This is a genomic window from Arthrobacter sp. NPDC058192 (assembly GCF_042883665.1).
Classification (GTDB): Bacteria; Actinomycetota; Actinomycetes; order Actinomycetales; family Micrococcaceae; genus Arthrobacter.
In genome coordinates this window covers 79915-92787 of sequence record NZ_JBHVVJ010000017.1, presented here as the reverse complement: position 1 = coordinate 92787, position 12873 = coordinate 79915, and the positions used below count along the sequence as shown (strand labels likewise).

At 65.1% G+C, this 12873-nt stretch carries 12 protein-coding genes and 1 tRNA gene; 2 read left to right on the top strand and 11 right to left on the bottom strand.

The annotated features are described in order from the left end of the window. Positions 1-21 precede the first annotated feature (21 nt). The 5 genes from ACFVVK_RS16830 to rpsB all read right to left on the bottom strand — a co-directional run bounded on the left by ACFVVK_RS16830 (position 22) and on the right by rpsB (position 4395). Positions 22-942: a phosphatidate cytidylyltransferase gene (locus tag ACFVVK_RS16830; RefSeq protein ID WP_390269351.1), complete on the bottom strand. Its 921-nt coding sequence runs from the start codon at positions 940-942 to the stop codon at positions 22-24. Then, positions 942-1499 (bottom strand): ribosome recycling factor, encoded by a 558-nt coding sequence (frr, locus tag ACFVVK_RS16825; protein WP_390269348.1) that lies wholly within the window; start codon positions 1497-1499, stop codon positions 942-944. Before frr ends, ACFVVK_RS16830 begins: the two co-directional genes overlap by 1 nt. Before the next feature lie 126 nt (positions 1500-1625). Then, positions 1626-2363 carry a UMP kinase gene (gene pyrH / locus ACFVVK_RS16820; protein ID WP_018774549.1) on the bottom strand — a complete coding sequence of 246 codons (738 nt, stop codon included), beginning with the start codon at positions 2361-2363 and terminating at the stop codon, positions 1626-1628. A 171-nt stretch (positions 2364-2534) separates the two neighbouring features. Continuing rightward, the gene (tsf, locus tag ACFVVK_RS16815; protein ID WP_390269344.1) at positions 2535-3371 is read right to left on the bottom strand and encodes a translation elongation factor Ts; all 837 of its coding nucleotides are present in this window, start codon (positions 3369-3371) and stop codon (positions 2535-2537) included. A 142-nt stretch (positions 3372-3513) separates the two neighbouring features. Then, complete coding sequence (gene rpsB / locus ACFVVK_RS16810; protein WP_390269341.1) at positions 3514-4395, bottom strand: 30S ribosomal protein S2; 882 nt, start codon at positions 4393-4395, stop codon at positions 3514-3516. A 641-nt stretch (positions 4396-5036) separates the two neighbouring features. Here rpsB and ACFVVK_RS16805 point away from each other — a divergent pair. After that, the gene (locus ACFVVK_RS16805) at positions 5037-5627 is read left to right on the top strand and encodes a M23 family metallopeptidase (RefSeq protein ID WP_390269338.1); all 591 of its coding nucleotides are present in this window, start codon (positions 5037-5039) and stop codon (positions 5625-5627) included. Positions 5628-5786: 159 nt separating this feature from the next. On the opposite strand, the gene ACFVVK_RS16800 is transcribed toward ACFVVK_RS16805, so the two are convergent. The 6 genes from ACFVVK_RS16800 to ACFVVK_RS16775 all read right to left on the bottom strand — a co-directional run bounded on the left by ACFVVK_RS16800 (position 5787) and on the right by ACFVVK_RS16775 (position 11291). After that, positions 5787-6977 (bottom strand): acyl-CoA dehydrogenase family protein, encoded by a 1191-nt coding sequence (locus ACFVVK_RS16800; RefSeq protein ID WP_390269335.1) that lies wholly within the window; start codon positions 6975-6977, stop codon positions 5787-5789. A 211-nt stretch (positions 6978-7188) separates the two neighbouring features. Then, positions 7189-7262 (bottom strand) — tRNA-Ile (locus ACFVVK_RS16795). A 250-nt stretch (positions 7263-7512) separates the two neighbouring features. After that, positions 7513-8703 carry a glycosyltransferase gene (locus ACFVVK_RS16790; RefSeq protein WP_390269473.1) on the bottom strand — a complete coding sequence of 397 codons (1191 nt, stop codon included), beginning with the start codon at positions 8701-8703 and terminating at the stop codon, positions 7513-7515. A 107-nt stretch (positions 8704-8810) separates the two neighbouring features. Beyond that, the gene (locus ACFVVK_RS16785) at positions 8811-9713 is read right to left on the bottom strand and encodes a DMT family transporter (protein ID WP_390269332.1); all 903 of its coding nucleotides are present in this window, start codon (positions 9711-9713) and stop codon (positions 8811-8813) included. Next, complete coding sequence (locus ACFVVK_RS16780) at positions 9713-10336, bottom strand: CDP-alcohol phosphatidyltransferase family protein (protein WP_390269329.1); 624 nt, start codon at positions 10334-10336, stop codon at positions 9713-9715. The genes ACFVVK_RS16785 and ACFVVK_RS16780 overlap by 1 nt, the downstream gene beginning before the upstream one ends. Before the next feature lie 55 nt (positions 10337-10391). Then, positions 10392-11291, bottom strand: a complete 900-nt coding sequence (locus ACFVVK_RS16775) for a phage holin family protein (RefSeq protein ID WP_390269326.1) — start codon at positions 11289-11291, stop codon at positions 10392-10394. Positions 11292-11474: 183 nt separating this feature from the next. On the opposite strand from ACFVVK_RS16775, the gene ACFVVK_RS16770 reads away from it, so the two are divergent. Then, a complete protein-coding gene (locus ACFVVK_RS16770) occupies positions 11475-12698 on the top strand; it encodes a multidrug effflux MFS transporter (protein WP_390269323.1) in 1224 nt (407 codons plus the stop codon). The last annotated feature ends 175 nt before the right edge of the window (positions 12699-12873 follow it).

The window sequence follows — 12873 nt, the reverse complement described above, 5'->3', positions numbered from 1 at the left end:
AAAATCTAATCCGGGATGCGCCTAGACACCGGCCACAGCGGAGAACAGGATGAACGCCGTCGGTGCGGCGAAAACGATCGAGTCCAGGCGGTCCATCACGCCCCCGTGCCCGGGGAGGATGCTGCTCATGTCCTTGATGCCTAGCTCCCGCTTGACCATGGACTCGGCAAGGTCCCCCGCCGTGGCGGCCGCCACCATGCCGACGGCAAGGACGACGCCGACCCACCATGGAATGCCCAGCACGAAGACCGTGGCGAGGACGCCGACAATCACGGCGCCGGCGATTGAGCCCGCGAAGCCTTCCCACGTCTTCTTGGGACTGATCTTGGGGGCCATCGGATGCTTGCCGAGGGAGGCGCCCACCAGGTAGCCGAAGGTGTCATTGGCCACCACCAGCAGCAGAAGCGTCGCGATCTGCCAGGCGCCCGGCGGAATCACGCCGTCGGGCCAGAGTCCGATGGGAGTCTCGCCCTCGGGCGTATGCAACAGCAACCCGGCAAAGCTGATCAGGAACGGCACCCAGGACAGGGTGAAGACCCCGGCAAAAATGCTGCGCGCCGATCCGGCGGCGCCTTCAATGGTTCGCCACAACAACACGGCCACGCTGCTCACAAGCATGGCAAAGAGCAGGCTTTCGAGGCCGCCAAAATAGGCGGCGAGCGGCATCGCCAACGTGCCGACCATTACCGGGACGATGGGCAGGCGTGTGCCTGCGGCCTCCAGCGCACGGAAGATCTCCCAGACGCCGAAGACCGCGAAGGCCGTGGTGACCAGAATGAAGCCGAGCGGGAGGAACAGCAGTCCGCCGAGGACCGCCACGAGCATGCCAAGCCCAACCCCAGTGGCGGCTGGCAGGTTCCGGCCCGCTTTCGGCGTCGGGTTTTCTCGTTGCGTCCCCCGCCTCCGGGCGCGCGGCCCGGAGGCTTCGTGTGCCTGATTCATCAGACCTCGAGCAGCTCAGCTTCCTTGCGCTTGAGCAGCTCGTCGATTCCGTCCACGTGGGCCTTGGTGATGGCGTCCAATTCCTTCTCACCGCGCGCGCCCTCATCTTCACCGGCTTCGCCGTCCTTGACGAGCTTGTCCAGGGTTTCCTTCGCCTTGCGTCGGATGTTGCGGATGGACACCTTCGCGTCCTCGCCCTTGGACTTGACGATCTTGACGTATTCCTTGCGACGTTCGCTGGTCAGCTCGGGAATCGTGATCCGGATGACGTTGCCGTCGTTTGAGGGGTTGGCACCCACCTCGGAGTCGCTCAGGGCGCGCTCAATGTCCCGCAGGGCCGTCTTGTCGTACGGGGTGACAAGAATGGTGCGGGCATCCGGGACCGCGAAGGAGGCCAGCTGCTGCAGCGGCGTCGGCGTGCCGTAGTACTCAACAATGACTTTGTTGTACAGGCCAGGCGTCGCACGGCCGGTCCGGATCGAGGCGAAGTCTTCCTTGGCTACCTCAACTGCCTTGTCCATCTTGTCCCCGGCTTCGAGCAAGGTTTCTTCGATCACGGTCTCTCCTCCAAAATTTGTGCACCCCGGCGGCCGGGGCGCGGCACGATCTTGTGCGCCTGTGTCTTCCGCCTGGCGGCGGAAAGGTCCTGAAAACATCCTAGCCGTAGCCAGGGGATGACAGCGCTAGGGGGTAACTACGGTGCCCAGGTCTTCACCGCGAATGGCGCGGGTGACGTTGCCCTCGCCTTCCATGCCGAAGACCACCATGGTGAGGTTGTTGTCCTTGCACATGGTCATCGCGGTCTGGTCCATCACCCGGATATCGCGGCGGAGGGCGTCGTCGTAGCTGAGGCGGTGCAGCTTTTCCGCCGTCGGGTCCTTCTTGGGGTCGGCGGTGTAGACGCCGTCGACGCCGCTCTTGGCCATCAGGACGACGTCGGCGTGGACCTCCATGGCGCGCTGCGCCGCTACCGTGTCGGTCGAGAAGTAGGGCAGCCCGGCGCCGGCACCGAAGATGACAACCCGGCCCTTTTCCATGTGGCGGATGGCACGGCGGGGAATGTACGCCTCGGCCACCTGGCCCATAGTGATGGCGCTCTGCACGCGGGTTTCGACCCCGGCCTGTTCCAGGAAGTCCTGCAGCGCGAGGCAGTTCATGACGGTTCCGAGCATGCCCATGTAGTCGGCCCGGGACCGGTCCATGCCGCTCTGGGACAGTTCGGCGCCGCGGAAGAAATTGCCTCCGCCGACGACGATTGCGACTTCGACGTCGGGTACTGCGGCCGCGATCTGCTTGGCCACGCCACGGACGGTATCGGGGTCAACGCCCAGCTTCCCGCCGCCGAAGACCTCGCCGGAGAGCTTCAAGAGGACGCGGCGCCTGTTCTTCTTTGGCTGGGCTGAAGTGGTGACGGTTTCCATGGTGCCTTCCCGTTGGTGAACTCTGAGTTAGGTTATCGTGCTGGGGCACGGGGCGACATTTCGGCCGTAACCGGGTCGCCTCGTGCGTGCACGCAAAAGGGGTGGCCACCGTGGTGACCACCCCCTCAGCGTGTCTGACTATTGTCTGACCGGTGTCTGACTAGTGCCTGACTAGGAACCGACGCGGAAACGCGCGAACGCGGTTCCCTTGACGCCGGCCTCTTCGAGGACCTGCGCCACAGACTTCTTGGCATCCTTGGCGAATGCCTGGTCAACCAGGACCTCGCCCTTGTAGAAGCCGGTGACCCGGCCTTCCACGATCTTGGTCATCGCGGCTTCGGGCTTGCCCTCGGCCTTTGCGGTTTCCTCGGCGATGCGGCGCTCGGACTCGACGAGCTCGGCCGGAACGTCCTCACGGGAGAGGTAGTTCGGAGCCATGGCGGCGACGTGAACGGCGACATCGTGGGCGGCGGTGGCGGCTGCTTCGCCTTCACCGTCGACAGCGAACAGGACGCCGACCTGGGCCGGAAGGTCCTTGGAGGTCTTGTGCAGGTAAGCGTCGACCGTAGCGCCCTCGATGCGGGAGATCCGGCGGACAACAACCTTTTCGCCCAGAACGGCGCCCTCTTCGACGACGACCTCGGACAGCGGCTTGCCGTCGACTTCGGTCGCCAGCAGGGCCTCGAGGTCGGCAGCACCGGACTCGACGGCCACGGCCAGAACCTTGTCGGCCAGCTGGATGAACTTGTCAGCCTTGGCAACGAAGTCGGTCTCGCAGTTGACTTCGATCATCACGCCGACGCCGTTGGCGACCTTGGCAGCAACCAGGCCTTCGGCGGTGGAACGGCCTTCGCGCTTGGTGGCGCCCTTCAGGCCCTTGATGCGGATGATCTCGATGGCCTTCTCGGCGTCACCGTTGGCTTCGTCAAGAGCCTTCTTGACATCCATCATGCCGGCGCCGGTGCGCTCGCGCAGAGCCTTGATATCAGCGGCAGTGTAGTTCGCCATGTGAACCCCTCTGTCTAGAAATTTATGTGGTGTACGGACCGACAGGACGGCTGCTCACCGAGTGAGCGGCCATCCTGTCGGTACCCCCTGCGCCGCAGGCAGCCGCATGCAGCATGGGGGAGATCCAGATTTACTTGTCTGACTACTTGGCTTCGTCGGAAGCCGGTGCTTCTTCAGCAGCCGGAGCAGCCTCAGCGGCGGGAGCTTCTTCGGCGGCCGGGGCAGCCTCAGCGGCGGGAGCTGCAGCAGCTTCGGCCTTGTTGCCTTCGAGGAGCTCGCGCTCCCACTCAGCCAGCGGCTCTTCCGGAGCTTCCGTGGTCCCGGTGGCGCGCTGGTTACGGGCGATGAGGCCCTCAGCAACGGCGTCGGCGACAACGCGGGTCAGCAGGTTGACGGAGCGGATGGCGTCGTCGTTACCCGGGATCGGGAAGTCGACTTCGTCGGGATCGCAGTTGGTGTCCAGGATGGCCACAACCGGGATGTTCAGCTTCTTGGCTTCGTCGACAGCAAGGTGTTCCTTCTTGGTGTCCACGATCCACAGTGCCGACGGCGCCTTGGTCAGGTTGCGGATACCACCGAGGTTGGTTTCCAGCTTGGTGAGTTCGCGGCGAAGGAGCAGCAGTTCCTTCTTGGTGTAAGCGGAACCGGCGACGTCGTCGAAGTCGATCTCTTCCAGTTCCTTCATGCGCTGGATGCGCTTGGAGACGGTCTGGAAGTTGGTCAGCATACCGCCGAGCCAACGCTGGTTGACGTACGGCTGGCCAACGCGGGTGGCCTGCTCGGCGATAGCTTCCTGCGCCTGCTTCTTGGTGCCGACGAAGAGAACGGTGCCGCCGTGTGCAACGGTGGCCTTCACGAACTCGTAAGCACGGTCGATGTAGGACAGCGACTGCTGCAGGTCGATGATGTAGATCCCGTTGCGCTCCGTGAAGATGAAGCGCTTCATCTTCGGGTTCCAACGGCGGGTCTGGTGTCCAAAGTGGACGCCGCTGTCAAGCAGCTGGCGCATAGTTACGACGGGCATGCCGACGCTCCTTCCGGCAGGTCATTCATGAGAGAGCCCATGGCGCTCTTACCCTGCCAATAGTTGACGGTTATTTAGCAATCACCCGGGGCGGGCGCTGCTCCTGGCATCCACTGCACTTCCCATCCACGCCATATGGCGCGGACCGCAGGAGGCGCAGTCCTCCGCGCCGAAGTTTCGAGGCTTCTGATGAGGAGGGCTGGATACGCGTAGTCAGCTGCTGCTCCCCCGCACCCCTGAATGAGGCGTGCCGGCTTGGCAATCACGAGAATGAACATGCAAGCACCGTGATGAACAAGCGTGAGGGCACAGCAAACTGCTCCACCAAGTGTACTACAGCGACCCCGCCCCGAAGGACCGGTTTCAACGGGCCGGGGAGCCGGAAACGGGGACCGGTTCGCCGGCCGCGGGGCAAGAAACCGGGAGCGGTTTCACCGGCCGCGGGGCAAGAAACCGGGGAGCGGTTTCCCCGGCGGTGGGGCAAGAAATCGGGAGCGGTTTCACCGGCCGAGGGGACGAAAATCCGAGACTCCTTCGGCTGATTCGGTTCCTCCCCCGAGGCCGGGAGCTGCCACGGAGGCTTATCCACATAGCCTTCATGAGCGGTTCCGGCCGGCGCGGGGCCGCGGCAGGCTGGAGCCATGAAGATTCCGATCTCCCTGGCGGCACTGCTCCTGACCCTATCTCTCGTCACCCCCGCTTCCGGGCCCTCATCTGGACCGGCTGCCAGGGCAGGGCCCCTCGCAGGGCCCGCGCCAGTTATCGGGGCGGGGCCGGCTGTCGGGGCGGGACCAGTGCCGGCACCCGCTTGGAGGTGGCCGCTCAACCCCCGTCCGGCCGTCCTACGCGCGTTCGATCCCCCGGCCAAGCCGTGGCTCAGCGGGCACCGCGGCGTCGACCTGGAAGCAGCCAACGACGGCGCCGCGCTCTTTGCGCCGGCGGCCGGAAGGGTGAGCTTCGTCGGTGTCGTGGTGGACCGGCCAGTTCTCACGATCGATCACGGCAACGGATTGCGCAGCAGTTTCGAGCCGGTGGCCAGCACTTTGGCAGTGGGCACAACGGTGGCGGAGGGCGACGTCGTGGGGCAGGTGCAGCCCGGCCACTGCGGCCGCGCGCCTCCCTGTCTTCACTGGGGCGTGCGCCGCGGGGACGAATACGTGAACCCGCTGGCGTTCGTAATGGATCTGCGACCGTCGGTCCTGCTGCCTCCACTAGCGACGGGTGCCGAGTGAGAAACGGCGGACCGCAAAAACGCTGCCCGATCACGGCCTCCATGCCACGCCTAGGTCACGGCGTCCACGCGGCACGTGCGTGAGGCGCCCGCACTGCCCGTAGTTACCGCAGTGCCGTGATTAGAGGACAACGGATTCGACGGGCACCTGAGGGGTGAATTAGACGATCGCGGAAACTCCCGTGATGGCCCGGCCCGTCACGAGGGTGTTGATTTCATGGGTGCCCTCGTAGGAGTAGATGGCTTCGGCATCGGCAAACACCTTGGCCATCTCGAAGTCCGTGACGATGCCGTTGCCGCCGAGAATGCTCCGGCCGAGGGCCACGCTTTCGCGCATCCGCGCAGTGGTAAACGCCTTGGCCAGGGCTGACTGCTCGTCCTTCGCCTGGCCGGCATCCTCCAACTGGGAAAGCCGCACCATCATGCCCATGGAGCTGACCGCGTTCCCGAGAATCTGCACGAGCTGGCTTTGGACCATTTGGAAGGAGGCAATCGGGCGGCCGAACTGGCTGCGCTCAACGGCGTAGCGCCGGGCGACGTCGAAGGCCGCGAGCTGCTGGCCCACCGCCTGCCATGCCACGGCGAGGCGGGTGACCTTGAGAACCTTGTTGGTGTCGCGGAAGCTGTTGGCGTTGGCGAGCTTGAAGAAGTCCGGCACCACCACGTTCTCGAGCTTAATGTCGGCATTCTGGACAGTCCGCAGCGAGATCTTGTTCTCGATCTTCTGGGCACTGTAGCCCTCGCTCGCGGTATCGACGAGGAATCCCTTGACCTGGTTGTCGTCGACGTCCCGGGCGTAGATGACCACCCAGTCGGAGAACGTGGCGTTGCCGATCCAGCGCTTGGCACCGTTGATGATCCAGTTTCCGCCGTCGCGGCGTGCCGTGGTGCGCGTGCCGCCGGCAACGTCCGAGCCGCCGAGGGGTTCGGTCAGGCCGAAGGCGCCGATCTTTTTGAGCGAGTAGATGTCCGGGAGCCACGCGTCCTGCTGCTCCTGAGAGGCCAGGGCTTCGATGGACCCAGTGAAGAGCCCGTCGTGGACGCCCATGAATGTTGCGATTGACGTATCCGCCCTGGTGGCTTCGGCATGCAGGATGCCGGCGAAGAGGTTCGAGTACCCCTGCCTCCTGACCGGGCTGACCAGGTCGATGTCGGCGAGCTTCGGGAGCAGATCCATCGGGAACTCGGCGCGGTTCCAGCAGTCGACGGCGATGGGCCTGACTTCGCGGGCAAGGAACTCGCGGACTTCGGCCAGCCTGTCCTGTTCCTTGGTACTGAGAAGCTGTTCGAACGCGAAGAAGTCGCCGTCGGCGTAAGGCAGGTTCTGGACGTCGATTGCGGCTCTGGACATAGTGTTCCTCCACTCGATCAGCGGCGACCAAAGGACGAGGGCTTCGCGCCACGATATGTTACTACTGAGTAACATATCGCAGGCTAAGTGGCCCTGCAAGCACCGGCACCCAAGAAGAAGGCGCCCTCACGAAAGGAGCCGCAGCCGACGTCGTTCGTCAGCCACGGCTCCCGTGGGTGCGGACCCCCAAGAGAAGGATCGCCAAGAAATGTAGGGCTACTCGGACTTGAACCGAGGACCTTAGGATTATGAGTCCCGCGCTCTAACCAGCTGAGCTATAGCCCCCTGCGCGCGGAGCCAGGCCCGGCCCGCAGGGGGCCGGACTGGTTCCGGGCAAAAACACTCTAGCAATAGTAGACGCATCCCGCGTGCAGGCCGCTCCGGCGGCCCGAATGTCAGGGGGCCGGCGCCGGCCAGTACGGCCTCCACCTGTACGGCCCCGGCCTTGTACAGTTCCCCTTGTGCAGCACCGGCCTGCTCGTGACCCGCATGCACAGCAGCGGCGAGGCTCAGGGCGGGCCGCCAGGCAGGCGGGCTAGACGACGAGGTCGTCGTAGCTGGCGCCGCGGTAAATGTCCTCAAAGGTCTGCAGCGTACGCTTGATGCTGTGGATCTCGACCATTTCGCGGCTCGTCTTCCCCATCGCCTCGCGTTCGTCGACGGGCAGCGAGAACACCTGTGACAGCTTCGCCGCGAGGTCATCGCTGTCGTTGGGCTTGAAGAGATAGCCGTTCTCCCCGTCACGCACTAGGTGGGGCAGCGCCATGGCATCGGCCAGCAGCACCGGCGTCGAGGCGGACATCGCCTCCAGGGTCACGAGTGACTGGAGTTCTGCCGTGCCGGGCATGCAGAACACGTCCGCCGCGATGTAGGCCTTGCGGAGCTCGGCGTCGCTGGCCAGACCGAGGAAACGGACTCTGTCCGTCAATCCGAGCCGGGCGACCTGGGCGTCGAGGGCCGGGCGGACTTCCCCGCCGCCGACGATTTCCAGGTGGATGTCGAGGTCCTTGGGCGTCTTGGCGACGGCGTCGATCAGCACGTCCACGTGCTTTTCCTCGGCCAACCGGCCTGCGAAGAGGACAGTCGGGCTGTCGTGGGGTTCCACGGTCTCGTTGGGACGCAACTCGTAGGCGGCGGCGTCGATGCCATTGGAGAGGGGCAGCACCTTACGCAGGAAGGCGTGCTGGTGCATGGCCTTGGCGGCCAGCGGCGTCGGAGTAGTCACGACGTCGGCCTGGCCCATGACCTTGCCCATGTCCTTCCACGAGATCCGGCCGATGATGTCTTTGAACCACTGGGGGAACGGAAGGAAGGGGTTCAGGTTTTCCGGCATGAAGTGGTTTGTGGCCACCACCCGGATGCCCCGCTTCACGGCCTCGTACAGGACGTGCTCGCCGATCATGTAGTGGCTCTGGATGTGCACAACGTCGGGTTGGACGCGGTCAAACAACAGCCCGATTTCTTTTTTGATCTCCCAGGGGAAGGTGACCCGGAAGTACTCGTGGGTGGGCACGGAATGGGAGCGCAGGCGGTGCACGGTGGCCTCGTCGCTGAACTCGCTGAAGCTGGGGCCTTTGCCCGGACGGCACGCCGCAACGTGCACGTTGTGCCCGCGGGCAGTCATCCCCTTCGCCAGGCGGTAGCCGAACTGGGCGGCCCCGTTGACGTGGGGCGGGTAGGTATCAGCGGCAATCAGGATGGTCAGCGGGGGCTGGTTGTCGGACATGGTCACGTGAAGAGCTCCTGGTGGTCACTGTGAGAACAGCTGGATCGTAGGCGGCACACCCTCGGCGCAGGCGCGCCGGGCCGTTAGCGGAAGTCTGGACTGACGCCCTAGGACCTGCCCGCGGCCTTGCGCGCATCCTTCTTGCGCTTGGTGACTTCCGGGTGGTGCCTGGAAAGGGCTATCACTCCCACGATAGCAAGGGTTGCGGCCGTCCCCATGGCGATGGCTTGGACAGCTTGGACATCCGGACGCAGTTCTCCCAGAATTACGATGCCGATCGCGATGCCCACAATGGGATCGATCACGGTCAATCCGGCGATCACCAGGTCAGGCGGTCCGCTGGAGTAGGCGTTCTGCACGAACCACGATCCCAGGGCGCCCGCCGCCGCGATCGCGACCACGCTGTACCACGGCACGTTCAACAGGAACAGCCCGTTCGAGTCCAGGAGGTGCCGGCCGATGATGCGGGTCAGGACAGCCACAAAGCCGAAGAGGACCCCGGCGCCCAGGATGTAGACGAAGGCGCTCATGCGGTGCCGGAACAGGAGGGCGAGCGTGCCGAAGAGCCCCACCGCCAAAGCCAGGAGAAGGACGATCGTCAGCTCGTCGGAGGCACTGACGTTATGGTTTTCCTGCGTCACATTGACGGCCAGCACCACGAACAGAGCCGAGCCGGTCACGCATGCCGAGATGGCCACCACCGTCGCCCGGTTCATGCTCAGGCCTTGGTCCTTGGTGTTGACCACCGTGGTGATGACCAGGGCAATCGCGCCGATCGGCTGCACCACCGTCAGGGGGGCCATGACTAGGGCGGCGGCGTTCATCCCCATCCCGACGCAGAGCAGCAGGAGCCCGAAGACCCAGCGCGGATTACGCGCCAGCCGCAGCAGTCCGTGCGTGCTCAGGGCCAGCCCGCCCGTATCGGCTTTGACCGCACTTCCCTGGCGCTGCGCACCAAAGGCCAGGCAGAAGGCCCCAAGTACCGCCAGCAAGACGGCAAGCCAGACCATTAGCGGGAGCCGCCGTCGTGCGCCCGACGCTGCCTGCCCTTGCCGATGATGGCCCAGACGTAGTTGTAAGCCGCAATCCAGTGCCCCACCAGTCCCAGGCCCAGGCAGATCCAGGCCAGGGTGAGGTAAACGTCCGCGGCGGGCACCGGAAGTTTGGACAGCACCAGCAGCGGCGTGCCCACCAGCAGCAGCCCTGTCCGGACCTTTCCGATGCGGCTCACCGGCAGGTCCGGGTGTCCGTGGAAGTAGAACAATGACAGCCCCAGCAGGACGGCGTCCGGGACCAGCAGCGCGACGAGATACCACCACTGCACGACGCCGGCGATCACCAGGGTCACGGCCACGGCGATCAGGGAAAGCCTGTCGGCAATGGGGTCCATTAAGCGACCCAATTTGGACATCTGGTTGAAGCGGCGGGCAATGTAGCCGTCCACCCAGTCGGTGCCGGCCATGATGGCGAGCACGAGGGCAGCAGCTCCGTACTTGCGCTCCGCAAGGACAAGCCAGATGAACAGGGGAACGCCGAGGAAGCGCACCACGGTCAGGACATTCGGTACCGTGAAGACCGCGTCGCGGTGGACCAGGGGCTGTCCGGGGCGGGCACCAGCACCGATGAACTTCATCGATTGCCCCTTTCCGCGGACAGCAACGGTTTGGTGTTTGGGTTCAGGGGTCTGCCTAGCCCTTGAGGAGCTTGCGCAGGAGAACCGCGAGGGCGGCCCCCGACGCTGCGAGCGCCGCAAGGGGCTTCCAGCGCTCCTTGGCCTGGCCGGCCAGGCCCCGCCCGTCGACGCTTGGCAACTGCGAGGAGCGGGCCGCGACGGCAGACCGGAAGCCCGCAGCCTTCTCCTTAAGCCGCTCCACGGCTCCGTTGAGCTGCTCGACAGCCTCCTGCAGCCGTGCCTGGAGGACGGCCAGCAGGGCCATGGCCTGGGTCTTGACATCGAGTTCGCGGCCGAGGTCGTCACGCGCGCCGGTAAGATTCGTGCGCCGCTGACCGAGCCGATGCAAGAGTTCCGCCTCTGTGGGGGGCGGGCCGAAGTCTGGCTGGGCGGCAGCCTTGGCTTCTTTTTCCGCCTTCGCCTTGGCGGCTGCGGCTTCCTTGGCGGCCTTCGCAGCCTTGTACTGTTCGGAGTTCGGGTCCAGGACGGCCGGGTCGAATGCGGAGCCTTCCTTGGCGATGCCGAGATCGTATTTGAGTCCCCGGATCGTCTGCTCGGGGATCAGCGGCATAACCTTCATGAGCTTGTTCCGCCCAATGAGAGCGCCGATAGCGGCGATGATCAGGCACACGCCGCAGACCAGCAATGCGGCGAGCCATGCCGGCATGATGGTGGCCAGCCCCATGATCGCGGCCACGACCAGCCCGATCACCAGGAACAAGATGAAAACCAGTGCGACGCCGAAGAAGGCGCCCGCGACGCCGACCTGGGTCCCCTTGCGCTTGATCTCGGCCTTAGCCAGGGCAATCTCGTCATTGAGCTGCCGGGGCGCCAGTTTGGAGATCATCTTCAGGGTTTTGGGCAGCGCCGAAATACGCAACCTGCTGCCTGTCCCGCCGCTGTGACGTCCGCTCATCGGTCCCGCCTAACTGGTGCCATCTGTCGTTCCGCTTCCGCGGGCTTGCCGGGTCTGGACAGCTTCGCACAGACCCCGGTGTCAAAACTATCATTTCGGCTGTTGGGAGCACTTTTCGGGCACGGTGTGGCGCGCCCGCGCCACCGCCCTCCGACGCCCCGGCGGGCCCTAGGATGGACCTCTGTGACTACACCCCCCAATCCCGGTGATTCCCTGAGCCGCCGTCGTAAATTCCTCTACATCTTGACGCTCGGCGCTTTGACTGCCCTTGGGCCGTTCACGGTGGACCTCTACCTCCCCGCGTTCCCGTCGCTGGAAGAAAGCCTGGGCGTTTTCGAGGCCGCAGTCCAGCTGACGTTGACCGGGACCACCGTGGGGTTCGCGCTGGGACAGCTGGTGGTGGGACCGCTGAGCGATAAGTTCGGACGGCGGCTGCCCCTGATCCTGGCCACGGCGGTCCACATCACAGCGTCCCTGGGCGCCGCCCAGTCCACCGATATCGCCGCGCTGGGCTTCTTCCGTGTCCTCATGGGCATCGGCGCCGCGGGTGGCGGCGTTGTGGCCATGGCCATGGTCCGCGACCTCTTCAGCGGCTACGCGATGGTGCGCATGTATTCGCGCATGGCCCTGGTCAACGGCCTGGCCCCGATCCTGGCCCCCGTCATCGGCTCCCAACTGCTGCTGCTGGTGCCGTGGCCCGGCATCTTCTTGTTCCTGGCCGCGTACGGGACGTGCGTCATCATCGCAGCCCTGTTCGTCATCAGGGAAACGCTGCCCCGGGAGCTGCGCGGAAAGACCGGACTGACCGCCCGGCAGCGCTACAAGGTGCTGTTCTCCGACCGGATCTTCGTGGGCCTGCTGCTGGTGGGCGGCATGAACTTCGCGGGCCTCTTCACCTATCTCTCCGCGTCACCCTTCCTGTTCCAGAACGTCTACGGCTTCACACCCCAGCAGTACGGCCTGCTGTTCGGCATCAACTCCCTCGGCATCGTTGCCGGCGTCCAGACCAGTGCTCGGCTCGTCAAGCGGGTGCCGCCGCAATGGATCCTGGCCTGCTCCACCGCCTGGATGTTCCTCATGGCCGTCCTGATTGTCGTCTTTGACCAGCTGGGATTGGGGCTCTGGGGTGTCCTGGTGCCACTCTGGTTCTACATCCTCGGTGCGGGCTTCACCTTCCCCACGGTCCAGGTGCTGGCGCTGGCCAAACACGGTGCCCAGGCCGGAACAGCCGCATCCCTGCTCGGTGCCGCGACGTTCCTCATGGCGGGCCTGATCTCCCCGGTGGTCGGCTGGCTCGGCGTGGAATCCGCAACTCCCATGGGCGCGGTCCAGGCCGCCTGCATCCTGATGGCAGCCGCCGCGCTCTGGCTCGTTGTCCGGCCCAGGACGGTCCCGCCGATCCAGTAGGTGCTGGCTCGTCCCGGCGGGACATGTCCATTCGTCGCGCCCGTCATGTCCGGACATGTCCAGCCCTCCCCCATTCCGGGCGGAACATGCCCATTCCTCGCGCCCACCCCGGTCGGGCATGTCCATTCCTCGCGTCCGGGATTGGGCACAAGGGCACTATGTCCATCGGTAAAGT

What these genes read in the sequence shown, in the direction of transcription:
- ACFVVK_RS16830 (WP_390269351.1), bottom strand. Translation starts at nt 942, where the DNA reads ATGAATCAGGCACACGAAGCCTCCGGGCCGCGCGCCCGGAGGCGGGGG.
- pyrH (WP_018774549.1), bottom strand. Translation starts at nt 2,363, where the DNA reads ATGGAAACCGTCACCACTTCAGCCCAGCCAAAGAAGAACAGGCGCCGC.
- tsf (WP_390269344.1), bottom strand. Translation starts at nt 3,371, where the DNA reads ATGGCGAACTACACTGCCGCTGATATCAAGGCTCTGCGCGAGCGCACC.
- rpsB (WP_390269341.1), bottom strand. Translation starts at nt 4,395, where the DNA reads ATGCCCGTCGTAACTATGCGCCAGCTGCTTGACAGCGGCGTCCACTTT.
- ACFVVK_RS16805 (WP_390269338.1), top strand. Translation starts at nt 5,037, where the DNA reads ATGAAGATTCCGATCTCCCTGGCGGCACTGCTCCTGACCCTATCTCTC.
- ACFVVK_RS16800 (WP_390269335.1), bottom strand. Translation starts at nt 6,977, where the DNA reads ATGTCCAGAGCCGCAATCGACGTCCAGAACCTGCCTTACGCCGACGGC.
- ACFVVK_RS16790 (WP_390269473.1), bottom strand. Translation starts at nt 8,703, where the DNA reads ATGTCCGACAACCAGCCCCCGCTGACCATCCTGATTGCCGCTGATACC.
- ACFVVK_RS16785 (WP_390269332.1), bottom strand. Translation starts at nt 9,713, where the DNA reads ATGGTCTGGCTTGCCGTCTTGCTGGCGGTACTTGGGGCCTTCTGCCTG.
- ACFVVK_RS16780 (WP_390269329.1), bottom strand. Translation starts at nt 10,336, where the DNA reads ATGAAGTTCATCGGTGCTGGTGCCCGCCCCGGACAGCCCCTGGTCCAC.
- ACFVVK_RS16775 (WP_390269326.1), bottom strand. Translation starts at nt 11,291, where the DNA reads ATGAGCGGACGTCACAGCGGCGGGACAGGCAGCAGGTTGCGTATTTCG.